The organism is Bacillus sp. BP-3 (assembly GCF_028401955.1).
In the GTDB taxonomy this organism is placed as follows: Bacteria; Bacillota; Bacilli; order Bacillales; family Bacillaceae_G; genus Bacillus_A.
In genome coordinates this window covers 124,990-139,547 of sequence record NZ_JAQOTJ010000010.1, presented here as the reverse complement: position 1 = coordinate 139,547, position 14,558 = coordinate 124,990, and the positions used below count along the sequence as shown (strand labels likewise).

Sequence of the window (14,558 nt, the reverse complement as noted above, 5' to 3'; positions counted from 1 at the left end):
AAAACCGACTGTTCGTAGAAAAGCCGGTTAATTTAAAGAAAGCTAGGAGGGAACCCGATGAATAAAGGGCGCGTTACGCAAATCATGGGTCCGGTTGTAGACGTTAAGTTTGACGGCGGAAAGCTACCTGAAATCTACAATGCCCTTAGAATCAAAGAAGAAGCAATGGACTTAACTTTAGAAGTTGCGCTTCATCTTGGTGATAATACAGTTCGTACAGTAGCAATGTCTTCTACAGACGGACTTGTTCGTGGTACAGAAGTAGAAGATACTGGTAAACCAATTTCTGTTCCAGTTGGTGATGCAACACTTGGTCGTGTATTTAACGTATTAGGTGATGCAATTGACTTAGGTGAAGCAGTGGCAGCGGATGTACGCCGTGATCCAATTCACCGTCAAGCACCTGCATTCGAAGAGTTATCTACAAAAGTAGAAATTCTTGAAACTGGTATTAAAGTAGTAGACTTATTAGCTCCTTATATTAAAGGTGGTAAAATTGGTCTATTCGGTGGTGCCGGTGTAGGTAAAACGGTATTAATCCAAGAATTAATTAACAACATCGCACAAGAGCACGGTGGTATCTCTGTATTCGCTGGTGTAGGTGAGCGTACTCGTGAAGGTAACGACTTATACCACGAAATGAGTGATTCCGGCGTAATCAAGAAAACAGCGATGGTATTCGGACAAATGAACGAGCCGCCTGGCGCACGTCAACGTGTTGCGTTAACAGGTTTAACAATGGCTGAACATTTCCGTGATGAGCAAGGACAAGACGTACTTCTGTTCATCGATAATATCTTCCGTTTCACGCAAGCTGGTTCTGAAGTATCTGCCCTACTTGGTCGTATGCCATCTGCGGTAGGTTACCAACCAACACTTGCAACAGAAATGGGTCAATTACAAGAGCGTATTACATCAACAAATAAAGGGTCTATCACGTCTATCCAAGCGGTATATGTACCAGCCGATGACTACACTGACCCAGCACCAGCAACAACGTTCGCTCACTTAGATGCAACAACAAACTTAGAGCGTCGTTTAACACAAATGGGTATTTACCCAGCGGTAGATCCATTAGCATCTACATCTCGTGCACTATCTCCAGAAATCGTAGGAGAAGAGCATTATGCAGTTGCTCGTCAAATTCAACAAACACTGCAACGTTACAAAGAGCTTCAAGATATCATTGCTATCTTAGGTATGGATGAGTTATCTGAAGAAGATAAATTAGTTGTACATCGCGCTCGTCGCGTTCAGTTCTTCTTATCACAGAACTTCCACGTAGCAGAACAGTTTACAGGTCAAAAAGGATCTTACGTACCTGTAAAAGAAACAGTTCGTGGATTCAAAGAAATTCTAGAAGGAAAACATGATGACCTTCCAGAAGACGCATTCCGTCTTGTTGGTGGTATTGAAGAAGTTGTTGAAAACGCGAAGAAAATGATGGCATAAGGCCTTAGGAGGGACGAATTATGAAGACATTTCCAGTCAGTATTGTAACTCCTGATGGACCGGTTTACGAAAACGAAGTTGAAATGGTAAGCGTAAGAGCAGAGAGCGGGGAAATGGGGATCTTAGCAGGTCACATTCCGACTGTTGCACCACTTAAAATTAGTGCAATTCGCTTAAAAAATGGTGGACATACAGATTACGTAGCAGTTAGCGGTGGCTTTATTGAAGTTCGCCCTGAGAAAGTAACAGTATTAGCACCATCTGCTGAAACAGCAAATCATATCGACGTTCATCGCGCAAACGAAGCGAAGCGCCGCGCTGAGCAACGTATGCAAGATAAACAAGCACATGTTGACTTCAAACGTGCAGAAATGGCACTTAAACGTGCGATTAACCGTTTGGACGTTTCAAATATGAAGTAAAGAAAAAGCTGTAAAGGGATAAACCTTTGCGGCTTTTTCTCATATATATATAAATACAAATTGAAAAAATGACATAAAACCCTTTTTTAGTGGGGACGAGAGCATCTAGCCGTGCATAGAAGGGATCAGGGCCTTTTCCTGCCATTAAAACAAAGAGAGAAAGCAAGTAGCGTTCATGTTTTATCCCGTTATTCGTGGGCAGTAATACCCCCGCCTCAAAATTCAGCAAAAGCATTGTCCAGCTCTAGTGGCTAGAATGTTCGGCGGCGAGCCACTTCCGCTTTTCTTAAGAAACTAGACAGGAGATAAATTGCCCGTAAAAAATGAAGAAAATCTTTACTGTTTAACGGTTTACTAAAGTAATAACTTTGCATATATTCACAGCCGGGCTTTTGTATAAATTGAAAAACCGTTTTTTCCTTTATTTTTCGTTTCGTACATTGCCATATCAGCATGTTGTAGGAGTGACATCGCGTCTTCACCGGCGTCTGGATATGTGGCAATCCCAATGCTCGGTGTAATTTGTAACGTATGATTTTCTAATTCAATTGGTGCGTTCATGATTTGTAAGATAGCATTTGCGATACTTTTAATTTCTGAAAGGGTTTCGTATTTTTCGATTAAAATGGTAAATTCATCGCCCGCGAACCGGGCAACCATTCCGTTTTGTCCAACCGCATGTTGCAAGCGTTTTGCAACTTCAATTAAGAGAAAATCTCCAGTTTTATGCCCAAGTGTATCATTAATAATTTTGAATCGATCTAAATCGAGAAACATAATAGCGAGTGTTATGTTTTCTTTCTTAGCGTGAAGAATCGCATGATTAAGTTGCTTTTCAAATGCACGACGATTAACAAGCTGTGTCAATGTATCATGATACGCTAAGAAGTTAATTTGCTCTTGCTGTCGTTTTCCTTCTGTAATGTCTTTTACCATTAAGTAAATACCTGTGATGCGTGCTTGCGGTATGATGGGTACTACGGTTACATGTAAATAATAAATATCTCGGTTCTGATGATACGCTCTTATTTCTAAAGTTGTAGAGTGTCCCTCTTTCACATAACGAAAAGCATTTATGGCTTTTTCTAAATCTTCCTCATATACGAGAGAGCGATAGGATTCATGTAAAAGTGCATCTGTTTGATAGCCAAGTAATATAATCCCTGCATTATTTACATTTAAAAAATTCCCATGTAAATCTAATGTGAAAATAGGATCTGGATGATGCTCATATAGTGATTTAAACATTTGTTGGCTTTTATATAATTCATTTGTTTGTTTGACTAAGTCCTCTGTCCGTAGTTCAATTTGTTTTTCTAACTCTAGATTAAACAGCTGTTGCTTTTGCAATAGTTTTTTATTTTGATGCCGTACTAACATATGGCGAATAAGTACGAAGAAAAATGTTATAAACACGCCTTTTTCTAAAATGGGAGAAAAGTTTCCTTCATGTAAGGTAAATAGAATTAATGACGCAACTGCTAAATAAGGAAGTGATAATCGAACCTTCTCGCCTATTTCGGGATTGAAAAATATTTGTTCAGATTTGTTTTCTTCGTGTGTATGAAGCAGACAAGCGATTGCGACTAGCCCTAATACAATTTGGAAGAAAGGTGTTATTGTGAATAAAGAATGATTGGTTGCAAAATATTTAATATATCCATACATGGAATCAAGCAGTGCATATAAAATGAGTGAACCGCTTAATAAAGCAATAACTACTCGAGAAACAAATGATAAGGGACGAAATAATAAGCTAATGCCCATGACTAAAAATAGTAGATCTGTAATTGGATATACAAGTAATATAAATTTATGAATGTTAGCGAGCGCATCTGGATGTACAGTATTTTTAAAGAATAGATAGCAATGTAAGGTAAATGCTGCTGTAACGATGATACAAACATCACATAACATAAAGATTTTTTCCCAATTTGTGCACTCATACATATTTTTATAGAAAAAAGCTAGCGTATAGAAAAGTACAAATAACAAATAGAATAGATCTGAAGAATCTATAAGTGCTTTGTAACTATGCGAAATGAAGTGTTGATACATAACAATTGTGTCGCCGATAAAATAAAAGAATGAGCCGATTGTTAAGAGCATCCAAAACGTATAAGCATGCCCTTCTTTACGAGAAGTAGAATACAATAACGAGCAACATATAATCACATTAAGAATGAAAGTTACGATACTTGTTTGTAATTGAAATGGGAATGAGTATGCATCCCATATTTGCAAAGCCATATAATGAAATGCAATATAAATCAATAAAGAATATATAAGAAAAAATAAATGGGTTTGTCCATTTTTTATCATAATAAGTCCCCTATGAAGTTAGATGTCATGTTATAGTATGTCATTTTTTTAAAGGGAATAGTATACTCAAAATATATTTGCTCACACAATAAAAAAAGCCCGATTGTTCCAAAGTGTAGGGAAATCGGACCTTTATAACTATGTTATCGATATTTGAGTCATTTTGCTGCATGTGCACATATTTCAGTGTTAAAAAACATATCGATATCTTTCCCTGGATAACGTTTGCATTCATCATCCATAAAATCTCCCTCCCGTAAATAATGGTTATTTTTGAACTTTCCTAAGTAAATCTAAAAGTTGTTTTTTTTCCTCATGATCCAACTTAGAAAATTGTGCTACCTGAAAGTGCTCTTGACTTGGAACCACTTCATGAAATAATTTTTTTCCTTTTTCAGTCAATGAAAGGTATTTTGTTTTCCATTCTTGCTCGCGTTTAATGAATCCCAATCCTTCCATTTTGCTTAACAGTTGCGTAATATTGCCTTTCGTAACAAAAAGCTTATCTGCTAATTCTTGTTGAGACAATTTTTCATGGGAACCGACTTGAACTAAGACGTCAAACTGGGCTACCGATAGATTCCATTTTTTTAAGTGTTGATTCGATTCGCGAATACTTTGGTTATATACTCTTGAGAGACGGAACCATAACATTAAACCGAGACGTTCCTCTTGTTTAGATAAGGAAGGATTGCTTGCAGTTTCTTTCATCATGTCACCTAATTCTTTCATTTTTACATTGAATTTATGACTAAACTGATAGAATGTCAAGGCTTATAGTCGGTACGTGACGTTGTTATAAGTTTCCTAGATAAAATCGGTTTATAATTAAACTGATAAATGTAAATGTTATACTTGTTTACCATTACGTTTTGTATGAAAAGGAGTGTTAAAAATGGAAGAGAAAAAAGTAACGTGGTTAGAATTTTGTTATGACTTGCTATTTACAATGGCTCATTTTTATCAAAATATATCAAAAGGGAGATATTATTAACCTAAATTTAGGATTATTATGAAATAAATGTAATATATATAATAGTATCATTTAGAGTATTAGGAGGTTATATATGATCAGCGAATTAAAAAGAGAAGCACTTGATGCATTAAGAGGAAGATGGGGATTAGCGGTAGGAGCGACTTTATTAATCGGAATTCTTATTGGTGCTGTGGAGTTAGCAACTACAGGTGCTTTTTCAATGTTTTGGGGGTGGAAAGAGGCAAAGGATTCTATTACAGTAAGTATTGTGGCGATGCTTATTATCGGTCCGTTAACGCTTGGTGAGGGCTTTTAATCAGTGGGGGATGAAGAACCCCCTACTGATTAAAGTTTCACTTTATGAGAATGAAATTAGTTACAATTACTGTACACCAAGTAACGTAAGGGAAAGTCTTCCTCTGGTTACTTGGTTTTTCTTTTTTTCAATGTATCGACATAAGAATTTGAAATTTGCTATAATATCTATAATTGCATTATTTAGAAAAATTAAAAAATAATAAATGATGCAAATGAATCATAACGTGTACTGAGTGAACTTGTTTTTATGAGGGGGAGAGAGTTTCACAATGGTAAATGTATATGAAAATAGTTATATGATTGTCAGTATTTTTTTGCTATTAGGTATATTGTTACCGGTTGTAGCACTCACCTTGGGGAAATTGCTACGTCCACATAAACCAAGTGCAGCGAAGAAAACAACATATGAAAGTGGAATTGAGCCATTTCATGATGCAAACGTCCGCTTCCATGCCCGCTATTATATTTTTGCATTGCTTTTTGTCATTTTTGATGTGGAAACTGTGTTTTTATATCCGTGGGCGGTAGCGTATGACGAACTGGGGTTATTTGCATTAGTGGAAATGCTCATTTTTGTTATTATGCTACTCATTGGTCTTGCATATGCTTGGAAAAAGAAGGTGTTACAATGGCTATAAATTTTGAAGATATTCATCCACAGGAACGCGCTGAGTTAGAAAGAAATATATTTTTCACGACGCTTGAACAAGTAAAAGGTTGGGCACGCAGCAATTCATTATGGCCAATGACATTTGGATTGGCATGCTGTGCAATTGAGATGATGGGAGTAGGTTCTTCACATTATGATTTAGATCGATTTGGTTCGTTTTTCCGTACATCCCCGCGTCAATCGGATGTCATGATTGTATCTGGAACGGTTACGAAAAAAATGGCCCCTATTGTTCGGCGTTTATATGATCAAATGCCAGAACCGAAGTGGGTCATTGCAATGGGATCGTGTGCAACGGCGGGTGGACCGTATGTAAATTCATATGCTGTTGTAAAGGGAGTAGATCAAATCGTGCCGGTGGATGTATACATTCCTGGTTGTCCGCCGAATCCAGCAGCTTTAATTTACGGGATTAATAAATTAAAAGAAAAAATTCGTTACGAAGCAAAGACAGGAAAGCAGGTGACGAATAAATGAGCGATCAAGATAAAAATATAGATGATCTGAAGAAAGAAGCGGCAAGACGTGCAAAGGAAGAAGCAAAAAAAAGGCTTGCGGCACGTCAGGAAAATGAAGTTCATCATGTAGAAGAAAAAGAGAAAGCGCTATCAAGTGAGAGTGAAATCGATATAGCAGAAGCAAAGGTGGCCGCACTAGCGAAGCAGAAGGAAAAGGAAAAAGAATCAGATCCAGAAGATAATGAGAAAGAAAAAGCAATCGCCGCCGCGAAGGCAAAAGCAGCTGCAGCAGCAAAAGCAAAGGCGGCCGCACTAGCGAAGCAGAAGGAAAAGGAAAAAGAATCAGATCCAGAAGATAATGAGAAAGAAAAAGCAATCGCCGCCGCGAAGGCAAAAGCAGCTGCAGCAGCAAAAGCAAAGGCGGCCGCACTAGCGAAGCAGAAGGAAAAGGAAAAAGAATCAGATTCGGAAGATAGTGAGAAAGAAAAAGCAATCGCCGCCGCGAAGGCAAAAGCAGCTGCAGCAGCAAAAGCAAAAGCGGCCGCGTTAGCGAAGCAATCTGAAGGCGGAAACATAGATGCGGAGAAAGAAAAAGCAATTGCGGTTGCAAAGGCGAAAGCAGTAGCTGCAGCAAAGGCCCGCGCTGCTGGAGGAAAGAAAGAGGAAGAAGAAAAAGTAGAAAAACCTTCGCAAAATCAGCCGTATTTAGATGCCTATGTTCAGGCGGTTATAGCGAAATTTGGCGAAGGTGTGCTGGAAGATTTCTATATTAATAGGTTGTCTAAGGATGTTCCAACGCTCGTTGTGAAAGTAGCGCATTACTATGAAGTGATGGAGCTTTTAAAGAAAGATCCTGAATTGGTATTTAGTTATATGTCAGAATTGCATGCAACAGATTTTGCTACGCATATGGAAGTGTATGTGCATTTATTTTCATACGGTAAGAAGCGATCTGTAGCGGTGAAAGTAAAGCTTGACCGGGACGAGCCAAAAGTGTCTTCAATTGTACCACTTTGGAGCGGGGCTGATTGGCCGGAGCGCGAGGCATATGATTTGCTTGGCGTTGTGTTTGAAGGACATCCAAATTTACGGCGTATTTTGATGCCTGATGATTGGATCGGCCATCCACTACGAAAAGATTATGAGCCTTTTGATGCGGGGGTGTAAAACATGATTCGTACAGAAGAAATGCTTTTAAATGTAGGACCGCAGCATCCGAGTACCCATGGTGTATTTCGGCTCGTTATTAAAATTGATGGGGAAATCATTAAGGAAGCTACGCCTGTAATTGGTTATTTGCACCGTGGTACAGAGAAAATTGCGGAAAGTTTGCAGTATACGCAAATTATTCCATACACAGACCGAATGGATTATTTAGCGGCAATGACAAATAATTATGTCATTTGTCACGCAGTGGAGACGATGATGGGGCTGGAAATACCGGAGCGTGCTGAATATTTGCGCATACTTGCAATGGAGCTTGGGCGCGTGGCGAGTCACCTTGTTTGGTGGGGAACCAATTTGCTTGATATTGGAGCTGTCAGTCCATTTCTATATGCATTTCGCGAACGCGAGATGATTATTAACCTACTGAACGAATTATGCGGAGCGCGTTTAACGTTTAATTATATGCGTGTGGGCGGGGTGAAGTGGGATGCGCCGGACGGCTGGATTGAAAAAGTGCAGGGATTTGTTCCTTATATGAGAGAGCAGCTAGAGGGGTACCACGACCTTGTGAGCGGCAATGAAATTTTCTTAAATCGAGTAAAGGGAGTCGGTACTTACTCGGCAGAGGACGCCCTGCAATATTCGTTAAGCGGAGCAAACCTGCGCTGCACAGGTGTGAAATGGGATCTTCGTAAAGATGAGCCGTACTCTATTTATGACCGATTTGAGTTTGATGTTCCTGTCGGTAAAGTGGGTGATGCTTGGGATCGTTACGTTTGCCGAATGGAGGAGATTGAAGAGTCGCTGAAAATTATTGAACAAGCGGTAGAGCAGTTTCCAAAGGAAGGAGCAATCTTAGCGAAGGTGCCAAAGATTATTAAACCACCAAAAGGTGAAGCATTCGTGCGAATTGAGTCACCGCGCGGCGAGATTGGCTGTTACATTGCAAGTGAGGGAAAGAAAGAACCGTATCGCTTAAAGTTCCGTCGCCCATCTTTTTATAATCTGCAAATCTTACCGCATATCTTGAAAGGCGAGAATATCGCAAACTTAATTACAATTTTAGGCGGCATTGATATTGTACTTGGGGAGGTTGATGGGTGATGATACAAAACCTCTTGGAGTCACCCGCAAGCTGGACGAATTTTCTTATCTTTTTCGGATTGGCAACGTTGTTATTGTTTGTCGTTCTTGGCTTTGTTACATATGGGATTTTAGCAGAACGAAAAGTAATGGGGTTTATGCAGGGACGTATAGGGCCGAATCAAGTGGGCGGTCGTTTTGGACTCCTGCAAACAGTGGCAGACGTGTTAAAACTTTTGTTAAAAGAAGATACGATTCCGAAATTGGCCGATAAACCGCTCTTCATATTAGCACCGGTCATTGCGTTTGCGCCGGCATTCATGGTACTAGCGGTCATTCCGTTTACAGATAAGTTGCAGTTTGCCGATATCGGCGTTGGCTTACTGTATTACATTGCAGTCTCAGGTATTACGACAATTGGTGTTGTAACTGGGGGCTGGGCGTCTAACAATAAATATTCATTACTTGGCGGAATGCGCGCCGCAGCACAAATGATCTCCTATGAAATTCCACTTGTGATGAGCGTAATCGGGGTTGTCCTTCTAACGGGCAGCTTAAATTTAAATGATATTGTAGAGGCGCAAGAAGGGGTTTGGTACATTTTCGTGCAGCCAATTGGTTTTATCGTTTTTTTAATCGCGGCTGTTGCTGAATTGAACCGAACGCCGTTTGATTTACCGGAAGCCGAATCGGAGCTCGTCTCTGGATATCACACGGAGTATTCGGGATTTCGCTGGGCGTTCTTTATGCTTTCTGAGTATGTGTATTTCTTCGGAATGGCATCGCTTATGACAGTGCTATTTTTAGGAGGTTGGCAGCCAATTCCGTTTCTAGCGTTTATTCCAGGGGCTGTTTGGTTCGCGCTCAAATTTAGTGCGGTTGTCTTTCTGTTGATTTGGTTCCGCGTAACGTTCCCGCGTATACGAGGCGATCAATTAATGGAGTTTGGCTGGAAAGTATTACTGCCGGTAGCACTTGCGAATATTTTCTTAGCAGCATTGATAAAAGAATTGTTCTTCTAATCTAAAAGGGGGCAGGAGTACAATGAAGGGATTATTTAAAGGTTTAAAGTATACACTTAGCAATTTAAGTAAGAAGAAAGTAACGTACGACTATCCAAATCAGCCACTACCACTCCCAGATCGCTTTCGCGGTATTCAAAAGTTTTATCCGGAAAAGTGTATCGTGTGCAATCAATGCGCAAATATTTGTCCGACAGACTGCATTCAACTAACAGGGAAAAAGCACCCAGATCCAGAGAAGAAAGGGAAAATCATTGATACGTATGATATTAATTTTGAAATTTGTATTCTTTGCGATCTTTGTACGGAAGTTTGCCCGACAGAAGCCATCGTGATGACAAATAACTTTGAGCTGGCCGAATATTCGCGAGATGATTTATTTAAAAACTTACAGTGGCTTGATGAAAATGATCAACATGTGAGAAGGGAGAATAAAGCATGAGCGGCGAGTTAGTAGCATTTTTAGCATTAGCCCTGCTTGCGATCATGGGCGGTGTACTTATGCTGAACTTAACGAAAGTGATGCATATGATGCTCGCTCTAGTATTTACATTCCTTAGTATTGCCGGGCTTTATTTCATGTTATCAGCAGAATTTGTCGGGGTTGTCCAAATTTTGATTTATTCCGGTGCGATTACAATTATTATGATTTTTGGCATTATGTTAACGAAGCATAATGATCAAGAAGAATTACGCTTTGGCTTTCGTAAATTCATTGTTTTTCTTGCTGTAGTAATCTTCGGTGCGGTAATGTATTTTGCGGTGAATAACGTCGATTTTGAGAGTGGACGTGTTCAAGGCGGTTCACTACTTCATGAACAAAATACACGTCAGATCGGAGAATTGTTGTATTCGAAATATATAATACCTTTCGAGTTAACCTCTGTTGTATTACTTGTTGCCCTTGTGGGAGCAATTGTACTTGCGAAGAAGGGCGAGAAAAAGGAGGATTCGCATGAATAGTATTCCAGCTTCTGCGTACCTGACGCTTGCGATTATACTGTTTTGCATCGGTTTATTTGGAGCATTAACGAAGCGTAATACAGTAATTGTATTGGTTTGTATTGAACTTATGTTAAATGCGGCGAACTTAAATTTAGTTGCCTTTAGTAAATTAGGGATGTTTCCAAATTTAAAGGGACAAATTTTTGCATTGTTCACAATGTCCGTTGCTGCAGCTGAAGCAGCGGTTGGTTTGGCGATTTTAATTGCTTTATATAGAAACCGCGCAACTGTTAATACAGATGAAATGGATTCGTTAAAGCATTAAGGTGATGACCAAAAAGGGGGGAGAAATTCATGATGGATTATGCATGGCTAATACCGCTTTTCCCGCTTGTGTCTTTCGTTTTACTCGTGATATTTGGCAAGAAGCTAAAAGAAGGAAGTAGCTGGGTTGGTATCTTGCTTACTTTTCTTTCATTTGCGGGTGCGGTAGTTGTATTAATAGAACGGCTATCATCAGAAACGGTAAAGCAGCAATGGACTTGGCTTCAAATTGGGGATATAAACATTTCTTTTGGCTTCGAAGTAAATGCATTAAACGTATTAATGCTCTTTATTGTCTCACTTGTAAGTTTGCTCGTTCATATGTATTCGAAGGGATATATGCACGGCGATGAAAGACTCCATATCTTTTATGCATACTTAGGGTTGTTTACATTTGCGATGCTGGGGCTTGTCATCTCGACTAACTTATTACAACTTTATATATTCTGGGAGTTAGTAGGACTCGGTTCCTTCTTATTGATTGGTTTCTATTTCTTTAAAGAAGCAGCAAAGGCTGCTGCGAAAAAAGCGTTTATTATGACGCGGATCGGTGATATCGGCTTGTTTATCGGGATGATTCTATTATTCTGGCAAGTTGGCAGCTTTGATTACGATGTCATTTTTCAGGCCGTACAAGCTGGAGAAATTTCTGGAACGATGATTACATTGACGGCGATTTTAATCTTCGTCGGCGCAATGGGGAAGTCAGGTCAGTTTCCGCTCCATACGTGGCTTCCAGATGCGATGGAAGGTCCGACGCCGGTATCAGCGCTGATCCACGCGGCAACGATGGTTGCTGCTGGGGTATATTTAGTTGCTACTATGTTCCCGCTTTTCGCAGCGAGCGAAGCAGCGATGCAGACTGTTGCGGTTATTGGCGGTATTACAGCAATTTTTGCAGCATCTATTGGTATCGTGCAAACGGACATTAAGCGTGTATTAGCCTACTCCACGGTAAGTCAGCTTGGTTATATGATGCTCGCGCTCGGTTCTGCTGGGTACGTGGCGGGTGTGTTTCATTTAACGACGCATGCTTTCTTCAAGGCTTTATTGTTCTTAGCGGCCGGCAGCGTCATTCATGCCCTGCATACGCAAAACATAGAAGAAATGGGCGGCCTGTTTAAGAAGATGAAAGTGACCGGCTTATTGTTTTTAATTGGAACGGTTGCGATTAGCGGTGTTCCATTATTTTCTGGTTTCTTTAGTAAGGATGAAATTTTAGCGGCGACGTGGGAGCGCGGCAATTACGGTTTATTCGTCCTAGCGGTAGTCGCAGCTTTCTTCACTGCTTTCTATATGTTCCGCTTGTACTTCCTTGTCTTCATGGGAGAGGCGCGCGGGGAGCAGAAACATGTGCATGAGTCTCCAAAGGTAATGACAGTGCCAATGATGGTTCTTGGCATTCTAGCAATCGTGGCTGGTTATGTGAATACACCTTGGTTCGGAACGTTTCTTGGGGATTGGCTTACAGAGGACGCGGCGATTCAAGTGAGAGAGGTTCATGGCCCCGCCTGGATTATGATTGTGGCAACGATCGTTTCATTGGCTGGGATTGGTTTAGCGTATTTGATATATGGAAAACGTACCATTTCCCGTGATTGGCTTGGCGGGAAGAATACGGCCATGTATAGCTTGCTCAAGGAGAAATATTATATTGATGAATTGTATAGTGTAACGGTGCTTCCGCTCGTGAAAGGAATTGCATATGTTCTATATTTCTTTGAAACGTATATTGTCGAAGGGATCATGCAGCTTATTAGCTGCAGCGTAAAAGGTGTAAGTACGATTGGCTCGAAACTCCAAAACGGGCAAGTGCAAATGTACGGCACGGTTACAGCGGTTTGCTTAGCCGCGCTCGTAATGATTCTGTTATTGACAGGGGGGTATGGACAATGAGTTCCTTTCTATTATCTTTCTTCATTTTCTCCCCGCTTCTTTGTATCATCCTGCTGGCATTTGTACCGAAGAAAGAGGAAAGAGCGGCGAGGATGGTTGGTTTGCTTGGAACATTACTTCCGCTTGGCTCCGCGCTCTTTATCGTAAGTACATATGCATCGGGAAAAAGTTTAACGATGTTTGCAGAAAAGGTAAAGTGGATTCAATTTGGAAAATTTCCAAGTGTAGAGAAAGAATTGTTTACCATTTATTACGAACTCGGCATTGATGGCTTCTCGCTCGTCATGATGTTTCTGACGGCATTATTGGCGACTTTGGCAGCTATTACGGCCTTTTCCGTTACAAAGCACGTAAAAGGTTTTTACATGCTCTTGCTTATGCTTGAAGTCGGCATGCTTGGCGTCTTCGCAGCGGAAAACTTGCTACTGTTCTTCGTGTTCTTTGAAATTACATTGCCAGCTATGTTTTTACTTGTTGGGAAATGGGGCAAATTTAGCAGTGAAAAAGCGGCGTACAGCTATTTAATTTATAACGGCATCGGTTCAGCGATTTTACTCATTGCCTTTTCCATTTTATTCGCAAGAGCAGGTACAACAAATATTGCAGAGCTGCAAGCTGTTTTAGCAGGAAAAGAAATGACAACCGTTGGTGAACTGTCTAACTCCTTGCAGCTTGGTTTATTTATAGCAATTATGATTGCGTTCATGATTAAACTTCCAGTCTTTCCGCTGCATCGCTGGATGGTAAATGTCCACGTAGAGGCGCACCCGGCGGTAGTCATGCTGCATGCAGGTGTTCTCTTAAAGATTGGAGCATACGGGATTGTTCGCTTTGGAATGGGACTTTTCCCAGAGCAGTTTGAAACGTTCGCGGTTGTTTTAGGCGTTTTAGGCGTTATCAACTTGTTGTACGGAGCACTCTTAGCGCTTGTTCAAACAGATTTCCGGAAGGTGCTCGCATATTCCAGTATTTCGCATATGGGAATTGTACTAATCGGTCTATCTGCGCTGAACGCGGCGGGAATGAAGGGGGCATTGTTTCAAGTCGTTTCCCACGGTTTAATTGCGGCGTTGTTATTTTTCTTGCTTGGTATAATCGAGCAGCGCTTTCATACTTCTGACATTACAAAGCTTGGCGGCTTAGCGAAGCGAGTACCGGTGCTTAGTGGATTCTTGTTAGCGGGAAGTATGGCTTCGCTTGGACTTCCTGGAATGTCTGGCTTTGTGAGTGAATTTCTCGCATTTCTTGGCTTGTTTCAAGAGCACAGGGTATTAGCGGCAATTGGGGCGATTGGAATTATTTTAACAGCCGTGTACGTACTCCGGGCAGCTATGCAAGTTATATTTGGAAAAAGCGAATGCGAGGCGAAGAGTGATCTACACGGATTGGAGTATATTCCAGTGATAACCTTGCTTGTTTGTATTCTAATCATCGGTATTTTGCCGGATGTGCTGGGTGAACCGCTTCGTGACACATTACAATCGTTAGGAGGTAGGTAGAATG

The 14,558-nt window shown here is 40.6% G+C and carries 14 protein-coding genes and 1 pseudogene; 13 read left to right on the top strand and 2 right to left on the bottom strand.

The window, feature by feature from the left end:
• The first annotated feature begins 57 nt into the window (after positions 1-57).
• Positions 58-1,452 (top strand): F0F1 ATP synthase subunit beta, encoded by a 1,395-nt coding sequence (atpD, locus tag PLX19_RS16750; protein ID WP_272189868.1) that lies wholly within the window; start codon positions 58-60, stop codon positions 1,450-1,452.
• Positions 1,453-1,472: 20 nt separating this feature from the next.
• Complete coding sequence (locus PLX19_RS16745) at positions 1,473-1,874, top strand: F0F1 ATP synthase subunit epsilon (protein WP_090917905.1); 402 nt, start codon at positions 1,473-1,475, stop codon at positions 1,872-1,874.
• A gap of 378 nt (positions 1,875-2,252) precedes the next feature.
• On the opposite strand, the gene PLX19_RS16740 is transcribed toward PLX19_RS16745, so the two are convergent.
• Complete coding sequence (locus PLX19_RS16740) at positions 2,253-4,124, bottom strand: sensor domain-containing diguanylate cyclase (RefSeq protein WP_272189867.1); 1,872 nt, start codon at positions 4,122-4,124, stop codon at positions 2,253-2,255.
• A gap of 339 nt (positions 4,125-4,463) precedes the next feature.
• Positions 4,464-4,907 (bottom strand): MarR family winged helix-turn-helix transcriptional regulator, encoded by a 444-nt coding sequence (locus tag PLX19_RS16735; RefSeq protein ID WP_272189928.1) that lies wholly within the window; start codon positions 4,905-4,907, stop codon positions 4,464-4,466.
• A gap of 356 nt (positions 4,908-5,263) precedes the next feature.
• On the opposite strand from PLX19_RS16735, the pseudogene PLX19_RS16730 reads away from it, so the two are divergent.
• The 11 genes and pseudogenes from PLX19_RS16730 to PLX19_RS16680 all read left to right on the top strand — a co-directional run.
• Positions 5,264-5,476, top strand: a pseudogene (locus tag PLX19_RS16730) (DUF975 family protein); the annotation flags it as partial.
• A gap of 283 nt (positions 5,477-5,759) precedes the next feature.
• The gene (locus tag PLX19_RS16725) at positions 5,760-6,128 is read left to right on the top strand and encodes an NADH-quinone oxidoreductase subunit A (RefSeq protein WP_272189865.1); all 369 of its coding nucleotides are present in this window, start codon (positions 5,760-5,762) and stop codon (positions 6,126-6,128) included.
• The gene (nuoB, locus tag PLX19_RS16720) at positions 6,119-6,637 is read left to right on the top strand and encodes an NADH-quinone oxidoreductase subunit NuoB (protein WP_020061447.1); all 519 of its coding nucleotides are present in this window, start codon (positions 6,119-6,121) and stop codon (positions 6,635-6,637) included. The genes PLX19_RS16725 and nuoB overlap by 10 nt, the downstream gene beginning before the upstream one ends.
• Entirely contained in the window at positions 6,634-7,785 is a 1,152-nt protein-coding gene (locus PLX19_RS16715) for an NADH-quinone oxidoreductase subunit C (RefSeq protein ID WP_272189864.1), read from the top strand. Before nuoB ends, PLX19_RS16715 begins: the two co-directional genes overlap by 4 nt.
• Before the next feature lie 3 nt (positions 7,786-7,788).
• Complete coding sequence (locus tag PLX19_RS16710; protein WP_272189863.1) at positions 7,789-8,889, top strand: NADH-quinone oxidoreductase subunit D; 1,101 nt, start codon at positions 7,789-7,791, stop codon at positions 8,887-8,889.
• Complete coding sequence (gene nuoH, locus PLX19_RS16705) at positions 8,889-9,890, top strand: NADH-quinone oxidoreductase subunit NuoH (protein ID WP_272189927.1); 1,002 nt, start codon at positions 8,889-8,891, stop codon at positions 9,888-9,890. The genes PLX19_RS16710 and nuoH overlap by 1 nt, the downstream gene beginning before the upstream one ends.
• Before the next feature lie 22 nt (positions 9,891-9,912).
• Positions 9,913-10,332, top strand: a complete 420-nt coding sequence (gene nuoI / locus PLX19_RS16700) for an NADH-quinone oxidoreductase subunit NuoI (RefSeq protein WP_020061451.1) — start codon at positions 9,913-9,915, stop codon at positions 10,330-10,332.
• Positions 10,329-10,853 carry an NADH-quinone oxidoreductase subunit J gene (locus PLX19_RS16695; RefSeq protein WP_272189861.1) on the top strand — a complete coding sequence of 175 codons (525 nt, stop codon included), beginning with the start codon at positions 10,329-10,331 and terminating at the stop codon, positions 10,851-10,853. The genes nuoI and PLX19_RS16695 overlap by 4 nt, the downstream gene beginning before the upstream one ends.
• The gene (gene nuoK, locus PLX19_RS16690; protein WP_272189860.1) at positions 10,846-11,160 is read left to right on the top strand and encodes an NADH-quinone oxidoreductase subunit NuoK; all 315 of its coding nucleotides are present in this window, start codon (positions 10,846-10,848) and stop codon (positions 11,158-11,160) included. Before PLX19_RS16695 ends, nuoK begins: the two co-directional genes overlap by 8 nt.
• 29 nt (positions 11,161-11,189) lie before the next feature.
• Positions 11,190-13,055: an NADH-quinone oxidoreductase subunit L gene (gene nuoL / locus PLX19_RS16685; protein ID WP_272189859.1), complete on the top strand. Its 1,866-nt coding sequence runs from the start codon at positions 11,190-11,192 to the stop codon at positions 13,053-13,055.
• Positions 13,052-14,554 (top strand): NADH-quinone oxidoreductase subunit M, encoded by a 1,503-nt coding sequence (locus tag PLX19_RS16680; RefSeq protein WP_272189858.1) that lies wholly within the window; start codon positions 13,052-13,054, stop codon positions 14,552-14,554. Before nuoL ends, PLX19_RS16680 begins: the two co-directional genes overlap by 4 nt.
• Positions 14,555-14,558 lie beyond the last annotated feature (4 nt).

Coding starts and splice junctions, on each gene's coding strand:
- nuoK (WP_272189860.1), top strand. CDS start 10,846: ATGAATAGTATTCCAGCTTCTGCGTACCTGACGCTTGCGATTATACTG.
- nuoH (WP_272189927.1), top strand. CDS start 8,889: ATGATACAAAACCTCTTGGAGTCACCCGCAAGCTGGACGAATTTTCTT.
- PLX19_RS16710 (WP_272189863.1), top strand. CDS start 7,789: ATGATTCGTACAGAAGAAATGCTTTTAAATGTAGGACCGCAGCATCCG.
- PLX19_RS16725 (WP_272189865.1), top strand. CDS start 5,760: ATGGTAAATGTATATGAAAATAGTTATATGATTGTCAGTATTTTTTTG.
- PLX19_RS16735 (WP_272189928.1), bottom strand. CDS start 4,907: ATGAAAGAAACTGCAAGCAATCCTTCCTTATCTAAACAAGAGGAACGT.
- nuoB (WP_020061447.1), top strand. CDS start 6,119: ATGGCTATAAATTTTGAAGATATTCATCCACAGGAACGCGCTGAGTTA.
- nuoI (WP_020061451.1), top strand. CDS start 9,913: ATGAAGGGATTATTTAAAGGTTTAAAGTATACACTTAGCAATTTAAGT.
- PLX19_RS16740 (WP_272189867.1), bottom strand. CDS start 4,124: ATGGCTTTGCAAATATGGGATGCATACTCATTCCCATTTCAATTACAA.
- nuoL (WP_272189859.1), top strand. CDS start 11,190: ATGATGGATTATGCATGGCTAATACCGCTTTTCCCGCTTGTGTCTTTC.
- atpD (WP_272189868.1), top strand. CDS start 58: ATGAATAAAGGGCGCGTTACGCAAATCATGGGTCCGGTTGTAGACGTT.
- PLX19_RS16745 (WP_090917905.1), top strand. CDS start 1,473: ATGAAGACATTTCCAGTCAGTATTGTAACTCCTGATGGACCGGTTTAC.
- PLX19_RS16715 (WP_272189864.1), top strand. CDS start 6,634: ATGAGCGATCAAGATAAAAATATAGATGATCTGAAGAAAGAAGCGGCA.
- PLX19_RS16695 (WP_272189861.1), top strand. CDS start 10,329: ATGAGCGGCGAGTTAGTAGCATTTTTAGCATTAGCCCTGCTTGCGATC.
- PLX19_RS16680 (WP_272189858.1), top strand. CDS start 13,052: ATGAGTTCCTTTCTATTATCTTTCTTCATTTTCTCCCCGCTTCTTTGT.